This is a genomic window from Bacillus cereus group sp. Bce041, assembly GCF_052646455.1.
The window spans coordinates 179168-196745 of record NZ_JBQXON010000007.1 but is presented as its reverse complement, the minus strand read 5'-3'; the positions used below and the strand labels follow the sequence as shown (position 1 = coordinate 196745).

Sequence of the window (17578 nt, the reverse complement as noted above, 5' to 3'; positions counted from 1 at the left end):
GGAATGAGGATATGTCAAAAGAGATAGCAAAAAAACGTATAGAAGAACTGCGTGATTTATTAAATACATTTAACTATCAATATCACGTATTAGACAATCCTTCTGTTTCTGATGCGGAATATGACCGTAATATGCAGGAGCTTATAAAATTAGAAGCAGAGAACCCAGAGTTTATGAGTGAAGATTCTCCCTCCGTTCGCGTTGGGGGGACTGTTCTTGATATATTTGAAAAAGTAACACATAAGTCACCAATGTTAAGTTTAGGAAATGCATTTAACGAAGGAGATTTACGTGATTTCGACAGAAGAGTACGTCAAGGAATTGATGGTGCGAATGTAAGATATATATGTGAATTAAAAATTGACGGGCTTGCCGTTTCGCTTCATTATGAAAAAGGACGCTTCATTCAAGGGGCGACACGTGGTGATGGTGTAACGGGTGAAGATATTACTCAAAATTTAAAAACGATTAAAGCTATCCCACTTCGTTTAAATGAAGAAGTAACGTTAGAAGCACGAGGCGAAGCTTATATGCCGAAGCGTTCATTCGTTAAACTAAATGAAGAAAAAGAGCAAAATGGAGAAGATGTATTTGCGAATCCGCGTAATGCAGCAGCAGGTTCAATACGTCAACTTGATCCGAAAATTGCAGCGAAGCGTAACTTATCTATGTTTGTGTATGGTCTTGCGAATGTAGAAGAAAAAACAATTCCATCACATAGTGAATCGCTTGATTTCTTAGGTGAACTTGGATTTAAGACAAATCCAAATCGCCGTACATGTGAAACAATTGAAGAAGTTATAGCTTATGTAGAAGAATGGCAAGAAAAACGTCCGCATCTTGATTATGAGATTGATGGAATCGTTATAAAAGTAGATGATGTTGCCCTTCAAGAAAGTCTAGGAACTACAGCGAAGAGTCCAAGATGGGCGATTGCTTATAAATTCCCGGCTGAAGAAGTTGTAACGAGATTAACAGGCATTGAATTAAGTGTTGGCCGAACAGGAGTTGTAACACCGACTGCAGAACTAGAGCCAGTGAGAGTTGCTGGTACGATTGTTCGTCGTGCTTCTTTACATAACGAAGATTTAATTCGTGAAAAAGACATTCGAATTGGTGACTACGTTGTTGTGAAGAAGGCTGGAGATATTATTCCTGAAGTTGTGAACGTTATTTTTGATAAGCGTACTGGTGAGGAAGAAGAATACCGCATGCCAACTCATTGTCCAGCATGTGAGAGTGAACTTGTTCGTTTAGAAGAAGAAGTAGCACTTCGTTGTATAAATCCAACTTGTCCTGCTCAAATTCGAGAAGGGTTAATCCATTTCGTTTCAAGAAATGCAATGAATATTGATGGACTTGGAGAACGTGTCATTACACAACTCTTTGATGCTGATTACATTCGTACATTTGCTGATTTATATGCATTGACGAAAGAGCAATTATTACAGTTAGAACGTTTTGGTGAAAAATCAGCAACAAAATTAATACAAGCAATTGAAAATTCTAAAGAAAACTCGTTAGAGCGATTATTATTTGGTCTTGGAATTCGCCACGTTGGAGCGAAAGCAGCACGTACATTTGCAGAGCACTTTGAAACGATGGATGAGCTTGTAAAAGCAACGGAAGAAGAACTAAAAGCAATTAATGAAATTGGCGAAAAAATGGCTCAATCTGTTGTGACATATTTTGATAATGAAGATGTATTAGAGTTATTACAGCAGTTTAAAGAGTATGGCGTGAATATGACATACAAAGGTATAAAAATTGCAGATTTACAAAATGTTGAATCTTACTTCGCAGGAAAAACGGTTGTTTTAACAGGTAAGCTAGAAGTTATGGGGCGAAGTGAAGCGAAGAAGAAGATTGAGGCATTAGGTGGAAAAGTAACGGGAAGTGTTAGTAAGAGTACGGATTTAGTTGTTGCAGGTGAAGCGGCTGGTTCGAAATTAGCACAAGCGGAGAAACATAATGTTGAGGTTTGGAATGAAGAGAGGTTCTTACAAGAGCTAAATAAGTAAGAGGTGCAAACTTACCATGAAAAAAATAGCATTAGCGGTATTAAGCCTTGGCCTACTTGTAAGTGGGTGTAGTGCAGGTGCCGACAAAGATGAAAAAGTGGCTGAGAAATCGGGGAAAGCAAAAGAACAATCAGTTGTTCCAAAATACGCTATTTCGGATGAATATTATAAGACGACTATTCCATTTGATGGTGGAAATGCACGTGGTTTAGTGGTGCAAGGGTTAAATAGTCGTCTTGATATAGATGAATTTGAAACAGGGTTAATGCGAATTGCAAAAGAATCATTTAGTACGAAAGATAATTTTTTAAAAGGCGGAAAAGCTCTAGATACTCAAACTATACAGATGCTTGTTAAAAGAAAACGTACAGATGCTGAACAAAAGGAACTAGAGGACAAATTAAAAAAAGATGCAGTTAAATTTCCTAATATAGGATTAAACCCTGCATTAGGAACAGGATCCGAATCACTAGAAGTGAAAAATAAAAAAAATCCAATATATATTTCAAATATTTTAGAGCATGATTATTATGTGAAAAAAGGCGATAACGGCGAGGAACGCGTTGGTATGGTAGTTGGATTAGCAATGAATTCTGTTCAATATTTTAACGAAGAGCATGGTTATCCACGTGAAGCTGCAATCCCGGATGAAAAGATGTTAGCTGAAGGGAAAAAAATGGCGCAAGAAATTTTGAAAGTCATACATCAAAAAGAACCTGAAACCAAAAATATTCCAATAACATTTGCGATTTATCGCCAAGCTCCAAAGTCTTCGCTCGTGCCAGGTAACTTTGTTTCTTATGCGAATGTTGAAAAAGGTAGTGAAACGGTTGAAGATTGGCAACAAATTAATGAAAAATATTATTTGTTCCCATCAGAGCAAGCGAAAACAGATAATAAACGTGAAGACCTTGCAAGAGTATCCAACTTTAAGGCAAAACTAAGCGATTATTTCCAAGGCGACTATACAGCTGTTATTGGTACTGGTATGTATAGAGATGATGAATTAAGAGAAATGAAGCTTGATATTCCTGTCCAGTTTAATGGAAAAGCTGAAATAGTTGGTTTTACACAATATGTGGCAGGGCTTGTTATGGAATACTTCCCGAATTATATGAAAGTACAAGTAACGATTAAATCTGTAGAACGCCCAGAAGCTATTATTATACGTGAAGCAAAACAAGATGAACCACTTGTGAAGATTTTAGATTAAATATGAAGGCTGTTCCTCTATGGAACAGCTTTTTTTCTTATGTAATTTTGTTATAATTTAAAATGTTGTAAAAAATAGGGGTAAGGGGTAAAGCTCATGGAAGAATTAAGTTTTCAAGTCATTATTTTATTAATTGCATTCGGTTTTTTAGCAGCTTTTATTGATTCCGTTGTTGGAGGAGGAGGGTTAATTTCGCTTCCTGCGCTTATGTTTGTTGGCTTATCGCCAGCTTCGGCAATTGCAACGAATAAATTAGCGGCAACAATGGGGACGTTTACGAGTGCGATGTATTTTATTCGATCAGGAAAAGTTGATTTTAAAATTGTAGGAAAGTTAATCCCGTTAACTATTGTTGGAGCTGTTGCAGGTGCTTTAGTAGTAAAATTTATTCCACCGGATATTTTACGCCCATTAGTACTTGTAATGTTGGTATTTATTGCTATTTATATTATTGCAAAAAAGAATTGGGGAAGTGTGTCTACCTATAAGAAGATGACGCAAAGAAAAACATTAATATTTTTCTTTGCTATTTTAATGATAGGATTTTATGATGGATTTTTTGGACCAGGGACAGGATCGTTTTTAATTTTTGCATTTTTATTAATTGGCTTGGATTTTATTCAAGCGGCAGCATCTGGAAAACTTTTGAACTTTGTTAGTAATATTGTATCTTTAATTACTTTTTTATTTTTAGATATAATTCATTTTGAATACGGTATTATCATGGGATTATCAATGATCTTAGGTGCTTATTTTGGATCGAAGTTTGCGGTTCAAAAAGGTGTTGGATATGTAAGGACTTTATTTTTATTAGTTACTATATTATTGATCGGGAAAAATGTTTTGGAATATACTCATATTTTGTAGATTCATACGCATGTATGAATCTCTTTTTTTTATTATATTTTAAAAATTTATTAATTTTTAAAATATAAGTCTAGGAATATTTGAATAAATCTAAATTATCGTGTAGAATAATGTTGTAAAATGTAAACGTTTTTCTAAGGGGAGGCTAAAAAAAATGGTAGTAGCATACAAACATGAGCCATTTACAGATTTTTCAGTGGAGGCTAACAAATTAGCGTTTGAAGAAGGTTTAAAGAAAGTAGAATCTTATCTTGGACAAGACTATCCATTAATTATTGGGGGAGAAAAAATCACTACAGAAGACAAAATTGTTTCTGTAAACCCTGCAAATAAAGAGGAACTTGTTGGTCGTGTTTCAAAAGCAAGCCGTGAGTTAGCTGAAAAAGCAATGCAAGTAGCGGATGAAACATTCCAAACTTGGAGAAAATCAAAGCCAGAAATGCGTGCAGACATTTTATTCCGTGCTGCAGCAATCGTTCGTCGCAGAAAACATGAATTCTCTGCTATTCTTGTAAAAGAAGCAGGTAAGCCATGGAATGAGGCAGACGCTGATACAGCAGAAGCAATCGACTTTATGGAATATTATGGTCGTCAAATGTTAAAATTAAAAGACGGTATTCCAGTAGAAAGCCGTCCAATTGAATATAATCGTTTCTCTTACATTCCATTAGGAGTAGGTGTTATCATTTCTCCTTGGAACTTCCCATTCGCAATTATGGCAGGTATGACAACAGCTGCTTTAGTTTCTGGTAACACAGTATTACTAAAACCAGCTAGTACAACTCCTGTAGTGGCAGCGAAATTTATGGAAGTATTAGAAGAAGCTGGCTTACCAGCTGGCGTAGTAAACTTCGTTCCAGGTAATGGTTCTGAAGTTGGTGACTACTTAGTAGATCATCCTCGTACACGTTTCGTAAGTTTCACGGGATCTCGTGATGTAGGTATCCGCATCTATGAGCGTGCAGCGAAAGTAAACCCAGGACAAATTTGGTTAAAACGCGTTATCGCTGAAATGGGCGGTAAAGATACAATCGTTGTTGATAAAGAAGCAGATCTTGAATTAGCAGCTAAGTCTATCGTTGCATCAGCATTCGGATTCTCAGGACAAAAATGTTCTGCATGTTCTCGTGCAGTAATCCATGAAGATGTATATGATCATGTATTAAATCGTGCTGTTGAATTAACAAAAGAATTAACAGTTGCTAACCCAGCAGTATTAGGTACAAACATGGGTCCTGTTAATGACCAAGCTGCATTCGATAAAGTAATGAGCTATGTTGCAATTGGTAAAGAAGAAGGTAGAATCTTAGCAGGTGGCGAAGGAGACGATTCTAAAGGCTGGTTCATCCAACCAACAATCGTTGCTGACGTTGCAGAAGATGCTCGCTTAATGAAAGAAGAAATCTTCGGACCAGTAGTAGCATTCTGTAAAGCGAAAGACTTCGATCATGCACTTGCAATTGCAAATAATACGGAATACGGTTTAACAGGTGCTGTTATTACTAACAACCGTGACCATATTGAAAAAGCACGCGAAGACTTCCACGTTGGTAACTTATACTTCAACCGTGGATGTACTGGTGCAATCGTAGGTTACCAACCATTCGGTGGCTTTAACATGTCTGGTACAGACTCTAAAGCTGGTGGACCTGATTACTTAGCACTTCACATGCAAGCAAAAACTACTTCTGAAACTTTATAAGAAATAGTAGAGGAGCTCTTCACAGAATGTGAAGAGCTCCTTTTAAAATTGAAATCCTATATATTACCATCGTTCGAAGGGAATGAGCTAAAACCTATTAATAGCGGGATAAACATGTGAACAGAAATAAAATGATGAGAAAAGTTGACTTATTAGTCATATTTTTTAGTATTCATTTTGAGAATTTCCTGTATAATACAATTTGAAAGAAAATCTATGGTTCGACAAGGAACACTCCTTTCGGTTTTGCTCACTGAAAGGAGTGTTTTTTTATGTAGCTAAAAATTCTTGCGTGCTTATTACATTTGCATATACGCCATTTAAACTAGCTAAAATTGTATTGTGAATGTAAACAGCTGGTATAGTAGCGTTCTTAAAAGACAGGTCTTTTGTAGCACAAGCATCATGTATAACGGTACATTGAAAGCCAAAATCGAATGCAGCCCTTACTGTAGCATCGATACACATATGAGTCATCATCCCACATACAACGACATGTTCAATATTTAAACGTTTTAATTGCTCTAGAAGATTAGTTTCTCGGAAGCTATTTGGATAATGTTTGACTATAACTGTTTCTTCTCTAAGTGGACGTACGCTTTCGTGAATATGTACACCTTCTGTATTAGGTAGGAAAAAAGTAGCGTCATCTTTTATAGCTACGTGTTGGATATGAAGAATAGGTTCGCTGTTTGTTCTAAAGTGTTGTAATAACTGATTAGCATATTCGCTTGCTTCTACTGGATTACGCAATTCCATCTTTCCATTTGGAAAATAATCGTTTTGAATATCGACGAGTAAAAGAGCTGTTTTCATATATTTATCTTCCTCCGAGTTTCATATTCAAATAAATTTATTCAATTCGTAGAGAGGATTCTCCTGTTTAAAAATATGAGGAAGAAGAATTTTAAATAACCTTGAAAGTTACTATTTTCTCATGAATTTTCATCTGAAAATTTTAATAAAGGAATAATTAATATTTTTCTAAAAAATGTATTGACTCTTATTATTCTGAGTTCTATAATGAGAATTAATTAAACGACAATTAAATCGATACATTCTTATCCAGAGAGGTGGAGGGACTGGCCCTACGATACCTCAGCAACGGGTTTTTTTAATACCGTGCTAACTCCAGCAAGCCATATAAAGGCTTGGAAGATGAGAAGATGTGAATGAGTACATATAAGTGCTCTCCTTCTTATCTTTATGGTTGATAAGAAGGAGAGCACTTTTTATTTTACCTCGAAAGCTCTGCTTCAAGTTTTTACAGCATATAGGAGGGGAAAAAATGATTTCTTTTAACAATGTAAGTAAAGTGTATGAATCAGCTGGGCAATCTGTTCATGCGGTGGAGGATGTAACATTATCAGTTGAGAAAGGCGAAATTTTTGGCATTATTGGTTTTAGTGGCGCTGGAAAGAGTACGTTATTACGCTTAGTAAATATGTTAGAGAGACCGACGGCAGGAACGATTTCAATAGATGATAAAGATATTACATCATTATCGACGAAAGAATTACGTAAACTGAGACAAAGAATCGGAATGATTTTCCAAAGTTTTAATTTATTTAATTCAAGAACAGTATTTGGAAATATTGCTTATCCATTAAAGTTAGCGAAAGTACCAAAGAATGAGATAAAAGAAAGAGTAAATGAACTGCTGAAGTTTGTAGGGTTAGAAGATAAAGCAAACTATTACCCAGAGCAGCTATCAGGTGGACAAAAGCAGCGTGTGGGCATTGCTAGAGCACTTGCGACATCGCCAGATATTCTTATATGTGATGAGGCAACATCAGCCTTAGATCCAGAAACAACGACAGAAATTCTAAACTTATTAAAGAAAGTAAATAGAGAATACAATTTAACAATTCTTCTTATTACACATGAAATGCATGTTGTGAAAGAAATTTGTCACCGTGTAGCTGTAATGGAGAAGGGAAAAGTTATTGAAGAAGGAAAACTGTTTGATGTTTTCACGCAACCAAAAACAAAGACGACTCAAAACTTTGTACGTTCTGTCATTAATGATCATTTACCGGAAAGTGTTCTAGCGAAAATTCAAAATGGTGGTCAAATTTATCGTCTAACATTTACTGGTGAGGAGACAGGACAGCCGGTACTATCATATATCGCAAAAAACTATAACGTCGATGTAAATGTACTGTACGGAAATATTATTGAACTTCAAAATGTGCTATTTGGAAATCTTCTTGTAGAGTTGCAAGGGGAGCAGAGGGAAATTCAAAAAGCATTACAACATCTAAGACTGCAAGTGCAGCTGAAGGAGGTAGAAGCTCATGCGAGTTGATTGGAGTATATTTTGGCCGCGCATACTAGATGCGACGGGGGATACCCTCTTAATGGTAATTGTAACCCTTATATTCGCTACAATTCTTGGTATACCTCTAGGTTTACTTTTATATGTAACGAGAAAAGGAAACTTTTTAGAAAATAAATGGGTCTTTTCTATTCTTAACATCATAATTAATACAATTCGTCCGGTACCATTCATTATCTTTTTAGTAGCCTTAAGTCCACTAACAAGAAGTGTTATCGGAACGACGATTGGAACAGCAGCGGCAATTTTCCCGATGACGTTAGTCGCATCAATTGGTATTGCTAGAATGGTTGAAACAAACCTTGTTTCCGTTCCGAAAGGAGTAATTGAGGCAGCACAAGCAATGGGCGCCTCGCCAATTAGAATCGTTTTTGAAATCCTTGTACCAGAAGCGTTAGCGCCATTAATCTTAGGTGTCACATTTATGACAGTTGGTTTAATTGAATTTTCTGCAGTTGCTGGGCTTGTCGGTGGTGGCGGTCTTGGTGATTTAGCAATGACATATGGTTATCAACGTTTTGATACATCAGTTATGTTCGTAACGGTCGTGTTACTTATTATTCTCGTACAGATAGCTCAAAATTTAGGGAATTACTTTGCGAAAGTCTTGTTACGCAGATCATAAAAAGGAAGAGAGGAAAAGAAAATGAAGAAAATTTTAGCATTTGCATTATCAGCGATTGTAGGAGTCTCAGCATTAAGCGGCTGCTCAAGTGGAGACACGGGTGCAGGAGCGAAAGAAAAAGTAGTTCGCGTCGGTGTAACTGGAACGGATGGAGACGCTTGGGAAATTTTGAAGAAAAAAGCTGAAAAAGAAGGGATTAAGATTAAACTGGTGGAGTTCTCCGATTACACAACGCCAAATAAAGCGTTAGCTGATGGAGATATTGAACTAAACTCATTCCAGCATATTGCGTTCTTAGAGCAATTTAAAAAGGAACATAAGTTAGATATTACAGCTGTTGGTACAACACAAATTGCACCAATGAGTTTATACTCTGAAAAATATAAGAAATCAAATGAAATCCCAGATGGTTCAGAAATTGCAATTCCAAACGATCCAACCAACCAAGCACGTGCATTAAAACTTCTTGATGCAGCTGGATTATTAAAGCTGAAAAAGGATTTTGGTCTATTTGGAGATCCAAGTGGTATTGCTGAAAATCCGAAGAAATTAAAAATTACACCGGTTATCGCACAGCAAACACCTCGTGTGTTAAAAGATGTAGCGGCATCAGTTATTAATAACGGTGTTGCTGGTCAAGCTGGATTAGATCCAGCGAAGGATCCTATTTTCTTAGAAGATCCAAAGAATGAAAATGCGAAGCCTTATATTAATATTTTCGCAGCTCGTACGAAAGATAAAGATGATCCAACACTGAAAAAAGTAATTGAATTATACCATTCAAAAGAAGTAACAGATGCAATTAAGAAAGAAACAAATGATGGTTCAATTTCAGTAGATCTTTCACTTGAGGAGCTTGAAAAAATCGTAAAATAATGATTGGGTTTAATGGACTAACAGAAGGAACCCCTCCGCTGTTAGTTCGTTCAACATATAAACTTAACAAACAAACCCTAATTCTGTACCTTCCAATTTTGTATAACGTAGAATCCAATGTTTGTTAAGTAGAGTAATGGACCAGGAGTTTTCCTGGTCTTTTTTTATGAATGAAAATAGCTAGCGAACAGTAAGGTAATCCAAATTATAATGGGATAAGAAAATAAGCTGAAAAGGAGTGTAATTACGAATTGCTTTTGATGAATTAAGTGTTTTTTGGATAAAAAAAAGAAAATAGAAAAGAGAGTAATGAAAAATGCTGATATTACGCCGGGGTTATAGGAGCGATAAATGAAAAACAAAATAATATGTTGAACAGAGTTAAAGAAGATGGCCCCTTGTATAAAAATAATCCAGCATATAGAAGACAAGAAGTTAAGTTGATATAGAAAGACGATAAGTAATACAAAGATTGTTAATACGGAAATGGCAATGAAAAATTGTTGGCTAGTTATAAGACGGATTGAAAATTGATTAGCAAGATATTGTGGCATTTGGAAAGCTTCTTCAAGGTTATGAATGAAAAATAATAAGGGAATGATCCAGAGTATAGTAGTGGAATGCTTTTTCATCAACTTACATCACTCCAATAAAGTATAGAAAGCCTAAAAAAGGCTCTCTATACAGAGATAGTTATTCAATTATGATATTTTTTAAATTAACTTCATGATGATCTCGTTCTTTCGGATAAGCAGCTAGCTCCTCTTGCAAAATATTTAATATTTGCTTAGCTGATTGCTGGATTGGATTAGGTAGCTCTTCTAATATATGCATCCCGACTTTTACTTTTGTACGAATTACCCTTCGTAGTAGTTCCTCATGCATGCACTACACCTCCAAACCGAATGTTTAGTATATCTTCTTCAAATTTTGCCCCTTGAATAGAAAGGTGTGTTAACGTTTTTGGCAATGTAATATTTCGTTTCACAGAGCCAGCTCGAATAATTAGCTCATCACCTTTTTGATTTAATGAAAGTTCACTTTTGTTTGAGAAGGGAATAGAAAGAATGAAAATATAATCATCGCCATCTTTTCTTACATATTGTGTGCGGCCGTTAAATTTCACTTCAGTAGGACAATGATCAGTTTTAAATAAAGCATCTCCTACACGCTCTAACATAGGTAAACCAACAACTTCTTGTTCAAACATTGGAGCTTCGTAAATAGGAAGTGGATCAAAACTATTTTGAATTAATGTTTTATATTTCTTTTGCGTATCTTTCCATGCTTGAAAATAAGGATCGGTGACGGTGTTAGGGATGACGCGATTAATCATAATGGCATCTACGTTATAATCGTATAAATTTAAATAAGTAAAGCTACGCTGAGCTTCTTTAATGACCATTTTTTCAGGATTTACAACGATGCGGATACTTGTTACTTCTCGGTTTGATAAAATATCTCTCATTTCTCCGAGCTGTTCAAGTGTATTTGTTAATTCGTCCATAATATCATCGGTTGGAAGAGGGACACCAAGGAGTGGTTGAGCTACAGGACGAACGACTTTTAAAACTTTTCTTTTAATAGGAAACAATTTTTCCATCCACCAGCCGAGCATGTCTGGAAAGCTTAGCATTGCTAATGTTTCTCCTGTTGGAGCACAATCAATAATGATAACATCATATGTGTTTTGTTTATAATAATCGAGTACGCGAAGTAAGCTAATTAAATCTTCCATACCAGGAAACATCGTTAATTCTTCTGTTGTAATATCATCGGCTGCTTTGGAAGTGAAGAGTAGTGTAATATATTTCTGTAATTTTCCCCATCCTTTTTCCATCTCATAAATCGTATTAATTTCTTGTGCCCACAAATTTTCACGAATTTCTAATGGCTCAGAAGATAGCTTTATACCAAATGAATCTCCTAAACTATGAGCGGGATCTGTACTCATGACTAAAGTTTTTAATCCTTGTTTTGCGCTTTGAATTGCTGTTGCTGCTGAAATGCTAGTTTTTCCTACGCCGCCTTTACCTGTATACAAAATAATTCTCATCATTCATATCTCCTTTGTTTCGAACATCGAATATTACGAGTGTCGAAGTAAATGATTGAATAAAAACCCAGATAGGGTTTTATTCAATCGGAATGTTTTTCATTTTAGGTGTAGAAACTTTTTCTTCTGTTTTTTGCTGTGACGTAGCAATGTGATTCATAATCTTTTGGAAGATTTGTAGTAAGAATGCTTTTTCTTCTTCTGACAATGCTTCTGTCACTAAGCTAAAGTAGTGGGCTGCATTTTGTTTTACTTCTTGAACGAGCATTACGCCGTTTTCTGTTAACCGAATTAATACAATACGTCGGTCGTTTTCATCACGGTAGCGCTCAATATATCCCTTTTTTACAAGGCGATTTACAACGCCCGTCGTTGTACTCATCGGTATATCAAGAAGGTCAGCAATTTTCGTCATTGTAATATCTGTATTTCGTTCCATCCAAAGTAAACAAAATACTTCTGTTTTAGAAAGTGTTAAATCTAGGCTTACCCATTCTTCAGGATAGAAAAGTTTCTTGGCGTTATCTAGCAGTAAGTCTAAAAAATGTTCATATTGCAACAATTAATGCCACTCCCGTATATTTCGAGGTTCGTAATATTTATTTTTATTTTATGTAGAATAGAAAAAATTGTCAATGATTTTAATTATTTTTTCAGATTAGACAGAAAACTTCCTTTAAAATAGTATTCTTTTATGATAGATTTATAAATATAAAACTAGAATTTACATAAAAATCCATCATGGTAAATATACTTATCTATAATGGGTATACAGCTAACGAGGGGGAGAACGATGAGAAGACGTAATACGCAAGCGTTCACATTTTTAGCATGGACTTCATTTGTTTGTGCGCTTTCAGGTATGCTAATTGGGATTTATACGTTAGATGAAACGCTTAGTGTAAAAGGATACTATTTAATTGGAACATTATTTTTAACGATGTCTTGTTTTGTATTACAAAAAACAATTCGTGATAATGAAGAAGATAACGAGAGATTTCCAAAAAATAAACCGTTAGATAAAGAGTAAATTGTAAAGAAAGGCATTTGCCTTTCTTTTTTTATGTAAAAATGGCGTAAGTACTCTGTGTTGACTTGCTTGAAGTACTGAAAATTTGGTATCATCAATAGTATTGTAGATTGAACGATATATTATGGAGGTGGCCTAGCCGTGTCAAGAATTTCCGTTGAGAATGTAAAGCACGTAGCACATTTAGCACGTCTTGCAATTACTGATCAAGAAGCAGAAAAATTTCAAAAACAACTAGATGCAATTGTTACATTTGCAGAACAGTTAAATGAATTAGATACAACAGATGTAAAACCAACAACTCATGTATTAACTATGAAAAATGTTATGCGTGAAGATGTACCAGAAAAAGGTTTACCAGTTGAAGAAGTATTAAAAAATGCACCGGATCACAAAGATAATCAAATCCGTGTTCCAGCAGTATTAGAATAGAGGAGGGGAATTTCGATGTCATTATTTGATCATTCAGTATCAGAGTTACATAAGAAGTTAAACAACAAAGAAATTTCCGTTACGGATTTAGTAGAAGAATCTTACAAACGTATTGCGGATGTTGAAGATAACGTAAAAGCCTTTCTTACATTAGATGAAGAAAATGCACGCGCAAAAGCGAAAGAATTAGATGCAAAAATCGGCGCTGAAGATAATGGTTTATTATTCGGTATGCCAATTGGTGTAAAAGATAACATTGTAACTAACGGTCTTCGTACAACTTGTGCAAGCAAAATATTAGCAAACTTCGATCCAATTTATGATGCGACAGTTGTGCAAAAGCTAAAAGCTGCTGACACAATTACAATCGGTAAATTAAACATGGACGAGTTCGCAATGGGTTCTTCAAATGAAAACTCAGGATTCTACGCTACGAAAAACCCATGGAACTTAGATTACGTTCCAGGCGGATCTAGTGGTGGTTCTGCAGCAGCTGTAGCAGCAGGAGAAGTACTATTCTCTCTAGGTTCTGATACGGGTGGTTCTATCCGTCAGCCAGCTGCATATTGCGGTGTTGTAGGTTTAAAACCAACTTACGGACGCGTATCTCGTTACGGATTAGTAGCATTCGCATCTTCACTTGACCAAATCGGACCGATTACACGTACAGTAGAAGACAATGCATACTTATTACAAGCTATTTCAGGTATTGACCGAATGGATGCAACTTCTGCAAACGTTGAAGTTGGAAACTATTTAGCTGGTTTAACAGGCGATGTTAAAGGTTTACGCATTGCTGTACCGAAAGAATACTTAGGCGAAGGTGTTGGCGAAGAAGCTCGTGAGTCAGTACTAGCTGCTTTAAAAGTATTAGAAGGTATGGGTGCAACTTGGGAGGAAGTATCTCTTCCACACTCTAAATACGCTCTAGCAACGTATTACTTACTATCTTCTTCTGAAGCATCTGCTAACCTTTCACGCTTTGATGGCGTGCGTTACGGTGTTCGTTCTGATAATGTAAATAACTTATTAGATCTTTACAAAAACACACGTAGTGAAGGTTTCGGTGATGAAGTTAAACGTCGTATTATGCTTGGTACATTTGCTCTTAGCTCTGGTTACTATGATGCATATTACAAAAAAGCACAACAAGTACGTACATTAATTAAGAACGACTTTGAAAATGTATTTGCTAACTATGATGTTATTATTGGACCAACAACACCAACTCCGGCATTTAAAGTGGGAGAAAAAGTTGACGATCCAATGACAATGTATGCAAATGACATTTTAACAATCCCAGTAAACTTAGCGGGTGTTCCAGCGATTTCAGTTCCATGTGGATTCGGTGCTAACAACATGCCACTTGGTCTACAAATCATTGGTAAACACTTCGATGAAGCGACAATTTACCGCGTTGCACATGCGTTTGAGCAAGCAACAGACTATCATACAAAAAAAGCAAGTCTGTAAGGAGGCGAGCATAGATGAATTTAGAAACAATTATTGGTTTAGAGGTTCACGTTGAGTTAAAAACAAATTCGAAAATTTTCTCTGCGAGTCCAACAGAATTCGGAGCGGAGCCAAATACACAAACAAGTGTAATTGACTTAGGATACCCAGGGGTACTTCCTACTTTAAATAAAGAAGCAGTTAACTTTGCGATGAAAGCTGCAATGGCATTAAACTGTGAAATCGCAACGGAAACGAAGTTTGACCGTAAAAACTATTTCTATCCAGATAACCCGAAAGCTTACCAAATCTCTCAATTTGATAAGCCAATTGGTGAAAATGGTTGGATTGAAATCGAAGTAGACGGTAAAAAGAAACGTATCGGTATTACACGTCTTCATTTAGAAGAAGATGCTGGTAAATCAACGCATACAGCTGATGGTTCATTAGTAGACTACAACCGTCAAGGTATGCCTTTAATCGAGATCGTATCTGAGCCAGATATGCGTACGCCAGAAGAAGCATATGCATACTTAGAGAAGTTAAAATCAATCATTCAATACACTGGTGTATCTGATTGTAAGATGGAAGAAGGTTCCTTACGTTGTGATGCGAACATTTCTCTTCGTCCAGTTGGACAAGAGAAGTTCGGTACAAAAGCGGAACTGAAAAACTTAAACTCATTCACTTACGTACAAAAAGGTCTTGAGCACGAGCAAGTGCGCCAAGAAAAAGAACTGTTATCTGGTGGTATCATCCAACAAGAAACACGTCGTTATGATGAAGCAACGAAGAAAACAATCTTAATGCGTGTGAAAGAAGGATCTGACGATTACCGTTACTTCCCGGAGCCAGACTTAGTTGAACTTTACATCGATGATGAGTGGAAAGAAGCAGTTCGAGCTTCTATTCCAGAACTTCCAGATGCACGTAAAGCTCGCTACGTTGCAGAACTAGGCTTACCAGCTTATGATGCACACGTGTTAACATTAACGAAAGAGATGTCTGATTTCTTTGAAGCAACTGTTGCAGACGGTGCTGATGCGAAATTAACATCGAACTGGTTAATGGGTGAAGTACTTGCATACTTAAACAAACAACAAAAAGAATTAAAAGACGTTGCATTAACGCCTGCTGGTTTATCTAAAATGGTTCAATTAATTGAAAAAGGTACAATTTCTTCTAAAATCGCGAAGAAAGTATTTAATGAATTAATTGAAAAAGGTGGAGACCCAGAAGAAATCGTTAAAGCGAAAGGTCTTGTTCAAATTTCTGACGAGGGTACACTTCGTAAAGTTGTAACAGAAATTCTTGATAATAATGAGCAATCTATCGAAGACTTTAAAAACGGTAAAGACCGTGCAATTGGCTTCTTAGTTGGTCAAATTATGAAAGCTACAAAAGGACAAGCAAATCCACCGCTTGTTAACAAAATCTTACTTGAAGAGATTAATAAGCGATAATAGTAGTAACTTTTAAAGATTAAGCAGAAAAACACCCGTACATGGGTGTTTTTCTAGGTTAATCAAACGTTTGTTTAAATGAGACAAAATCGTTTAAACAAACGTTTGATTAACTGTCAAAAGTGGAAAAATGTTTGTATAGCAACTATGGTATGATAGTTGCAAAAAGGTGGGAATAATGATAAATCTAAACATAGAGGTTTTTTTCATCTCATGAAATAATAGATAGTTATTATTCGTTATATGTAAATTTTTATGGAAGAATGGATAGAAATAAAGTGAAACTTTAATCAGTGGGAGGTTCATCCAACACTGATTATTAGCCCTCACCAATCGGGCATTTACTGCCCGCAAATAGCGGGATAAATTTTGGAGTCAAATAAAAAACCATTGAAATGAATATTTACTTTTGATGGACTACACGAATCGGGTTCTTACTGCCTGTTTGAGCGGGATAAAAGAAGGATAGCAAGATGAGAGGAGGTAGGCATGGGAATACTGAATAGAAGTTCAGTATGTTCTTTTTCGATACATAAAGAAATTTCCTGTGCTAATAAATGATGAAGCGAGCAAGAATTATTTATAATCCTACTTCTGGGCGTGAGCTATTTAAGAAGAGCTTACCAGAAGTATTACAAAAATTAGAACAAGCTGGCTATGAGACATCTTGTCATGCGACAACGGGTCCTGGAGACGCTACTGTGGCGGCGAGGCAAGCTGCGGATCGTAAGTTTGATGTTGTTATTGCGGCTGGTGGCGACGGTACATTAAATGAAGTAGTAAACGGTTTAGTTGGGCATGAATTCCGTCCGAAATTTGGAATTATTCCAGTTGGAACGACAAATGACTTTGCACGTGCAATTGGTGTACCTCGTTCTATTGAAGAGGCAGCAGATATTATTTGCGAAGGAAAAACAGTGCCATTAGACCTTGGTAGAGCGAACGATACATATTTTATTAACATCGCTGGTGGCGGTCGTATTACAGAATTAACATACGAAGTACCGAGTAAGTTAAAGACAGTATTAGGGCAGCTTGCTTATTACCTAAAAGGTATCGAGATGTTACCATCATTGCATCCGACATATGTTGAAATTGAGTATGATGGAAAGTTACTACAAGAAGAAATTACGATGTTTTTAATTACGAATACTCGTTCAGTAGGTGGATTTGAAAAGGTAGCACCGTATGCATCTATTAACGATGGGTTATTTGACCTATTAGTATTGAAAAAAGGTTCTATCGCTGATTTAATTAAAGCAGCAACACAAGCACAACGTGGTGAACATATTAATAATCCAAAAGTGTTATATACACAAGCGAACCGAATTAAAGTACATTCACCAGATAAACTAATGATTAATTTAGATGGTGAGTATGGTGGAGATGCACCGATGGAATTCGAAAATATATATCATTGTTTAGAACTATTTGTTCCTGAACATCAAGAGGATGCCCTGTAAAGGCATCCTTTTTTACTTTGTTAAAATGAATTGTAAATTG

At 36.0% G+C, this 17578-nt stretch carries 16 protein-coding genes, 1 pseudogene and 1 riboswitch; of the genes and pseudogenes, 12 read left to right on the top strand and 5 right to left on the bottom strand.

What is annotated here, in order from left to right:
* Positions 1–11 precede the first annotated feature (11 nt).
* From ligA to pruA, 4 genes are all read left to right on the top strand, one after another.
* Positions 12–2021 (top strand): NAD-dependent DNA ligase LigA, encoded by a 2010-nt coding sequence (gene ligA / locus ACUN13_RS21930; RefSeq protein WP_445423956.1) that lies wholly within the window; start codon positions 12–14, stop codon positions 2019–2021.
* Between the two features lie 16 nt (positions 2022–2037).
* The gene (locus ACUN13_RS21925; RefSeq protein ID WP_000717031.1) at positions 2038–3234 is read left to right on the top strand and encodes a CamS family sex pheromone protein; all 1197 of its coding nucleotides are present in this window, start codon (positions 2038–2040) and stop codon (positions 3232–3234) included.
* Positions 3235–3330: 96 nt separating this feature from the next.
* Positions 3331–4101: a TSUP family transporter gene (locus ACUN13_RS21920; protein WP_000391974.1), complete on the top strand. Its 771-nt coding sequence runs from the start codon at positions 3331–3333 to the stop codon at positions 4099–4101.
* Positions 4102–4255: 154 nt separating this feature from the next.
* Positions 4256–5803, top strand: coding sequence for an L-glutamate gamma-semialdehyde dehydrogenase (gene pruA, locus ACUN13_RS21915; RefSeq protein WP_000259555.1), 1548 nt, complete (start codon positions 4256–4258; stop codon positions 5801–5803).
* Positions 5804–6053: 250 nt separating this feature from the next.
* Here the strand turns inward: pruA and ACUN13_RS21910 are convergent.
* Positions 6054–6619: pseudogene (locus ACUN13_RS21910) on the bottom strand (cysteine hydrolase family protein).
* A gap of 242 nt (positions 6620–6861) precedes the next feature.
* Positions 6862–6968: riboswitch (SAM riboswitch) on the top strand.
* A gap of 123 nt (positions 6969–7091) precedes the next feature.
* Here ACUN13_RS21910 and ACUN13_RS21905 point away from each other — a divergent pair.
* Genes ACUN13_RS21905 through ACUN13_RS21895 form a run of 3 tightly spaced genes read left to right on the top strand, consistent with a single transcriptional unit; the run spans position 7092 to position 9642 of the window.
* A complete protein-coding gene (locus ACUN13_RS21905; RefSeq protein WP_000622969.1) occupies positions 7092–8111 on the top strand; it encodes a methionine ABC transporter ATP-binding protein in 1020 nt (339 codons plus the stop codon).
* Entirely contained in the window at positions 8101–8766 is a 666-nt protein-coding gene (locus ACUN13_RS21900; protein WP_001261865.1) for a methionine ABC transporter permease, read from the top strand. Before ACUN13_RS21905 ends, ACUN13_RS21900 begins: the two co-directional genes overlap by 11 nt.
* Before the next feature lie 21 nt (positions 8767–8787).
* On the top strand, positions 8788–9642 hold the full coding sequence (locus tag ACUN13_RS21895; protein WP_445423955.1) for a MetQ/NlpA family ABC transporter substrate-binding protein: 855 nt from the start codon (positions 8788–8790) through the stop codon (positions 9640–9642).
* Between the two features lie 164 nt (positions 9643–9806).
* Here the strand turns inward: ACUN13_RS21895 and ACUN13_RS21890 are convergent, their stop codons facing one another.
* The 4 genes from ACUN13_RS21890 to ACUN13_RS21875 form a co-directional block, all read right to left on the bottom strand.
* On the bottom strand, positions 9807–10274 hold the full coding sequence (locus ACUN13_RS21890; RefSeq protein WP_002182395.1) for an HXXEE domain-containing protein: 468 nt from the start codon (positions 10272–10274) through the stop codon (positions 9807–9809).
* Between the two features lie 61 nt (positions 10275–10335).
* Positions 10336–10527, bottom strand: a complete 192-nt coding sequence (locus ACUN13_RS21885) for a DUF3926 domain-containing protein (RefSeq protein WP_000544106.1) — start codon at positions 10525–10527, stop codon at positions 10336–10338.
* Positions 10520–11701: an ArsA family ATPase gene (locus ACUN13_RS21880; RefSeq protein WP_002182396.1), complete on the bottom strand. Its 1182-nt coding sequence runs from the start codon at positions 11699–11701 to the stop codon at positions 10520–10522. Before ACUN13_RS21880 ends, ACUN13_RS21885 begins: the two co-directional genes overlap by 8 nt.
* A 76-nt stretch (positions 11702–11777) precedes the next feature.
* Complete coding sequence (locus ACUN13_RS21875; RefSeq protein WP_000942482.1) at positions 11778–12260, bottom strand: MarR family winged helix-turn-helix transcriptional regulator; 483 nt, start codon at positions 12258–12260, stop codon at positions 11778–11780.
* 231 nt (positions 12261–12491) lie between these two features.
* Here ACUN13_RS21875 and ACUN13_RS21870 point away from each other — a divergent pair, with 231 nt between their 5' ends.
* The 5 genes from ACUN13_RS21870 to ACUN13_RS21850 all read left to right on the top strand — a co-directional run bounded on the left by ACUN13_RS21870 (position 12492) and on the right by ACUN13_RS21850 (position 17538).
* Positions 12492–12728, top strand: a complete 237-nt coding sequence (locus tag ACUN13_RS21870; protein ID WP_001254393.1) for a YiaA/YiaB family inner membrane protein — start codon at positions 12492–12494, stop codon at positions 12726–12728.
* Between the two features lie 141 nt (positions 12729–12869).
* Positions 12870–13160 (top strand): Asp-tRNA(Asn)/Glu-tRNA(Gln) amidotransferase subunit GatC, encoded by a 291-nt coding sequence (gene gatC / locus ACUN13_RS21865; RefSeq protein ID WP_000086999.1) that lies wholly within the window; start codon positions 12870–12872, stop codon positions 13158–13160.
* A gap of 15 nt (positions 13161–13175) precedes the next feature.
* On the top strand, positions 13176–14633 hold the full coding sequence (gatA, locus tag ACUN13_RS21860; RefSeq protein WP_000051433.1) for an Asp-tRNA(Asn)/Glu-tRNA(Gln) amidotransferase subunit GatA: 1458 nt from the start codon (positions 13176–13178) through the stop codon (positions 14631–14633).
* Positions 14634–14647: 14 nt separating this feature from the next.
* The gene (gene gatB, locus ACUN13_RS21855; RefSeq protein WP_001047685.1) at positions 14648–16075 is read left to right on the top strand and encodes an Asp-tRNA(Asn)/Glu-tRNA(Gln) amidotransferase subunit GatB; all 1428 of its coding nucleotides are present in this window, start codon (positions 14648–14650) and stop codon (positions 16073–16075) included.
* Positions 16076–16632: 557 nt separating this feature from the next.
* Positions 16633–17538, top strand: a complete 906-nt coding sequence (locus ACUN13_RS21850) for a diacylglycerol kinase (protein ID WP_000977679.1) — start codon at positions 16633–16635, stop codon at positions 17536–17538.
* The last annotated feature ends 40 nt before the right edge of the window (positions 17539–17578 follow it).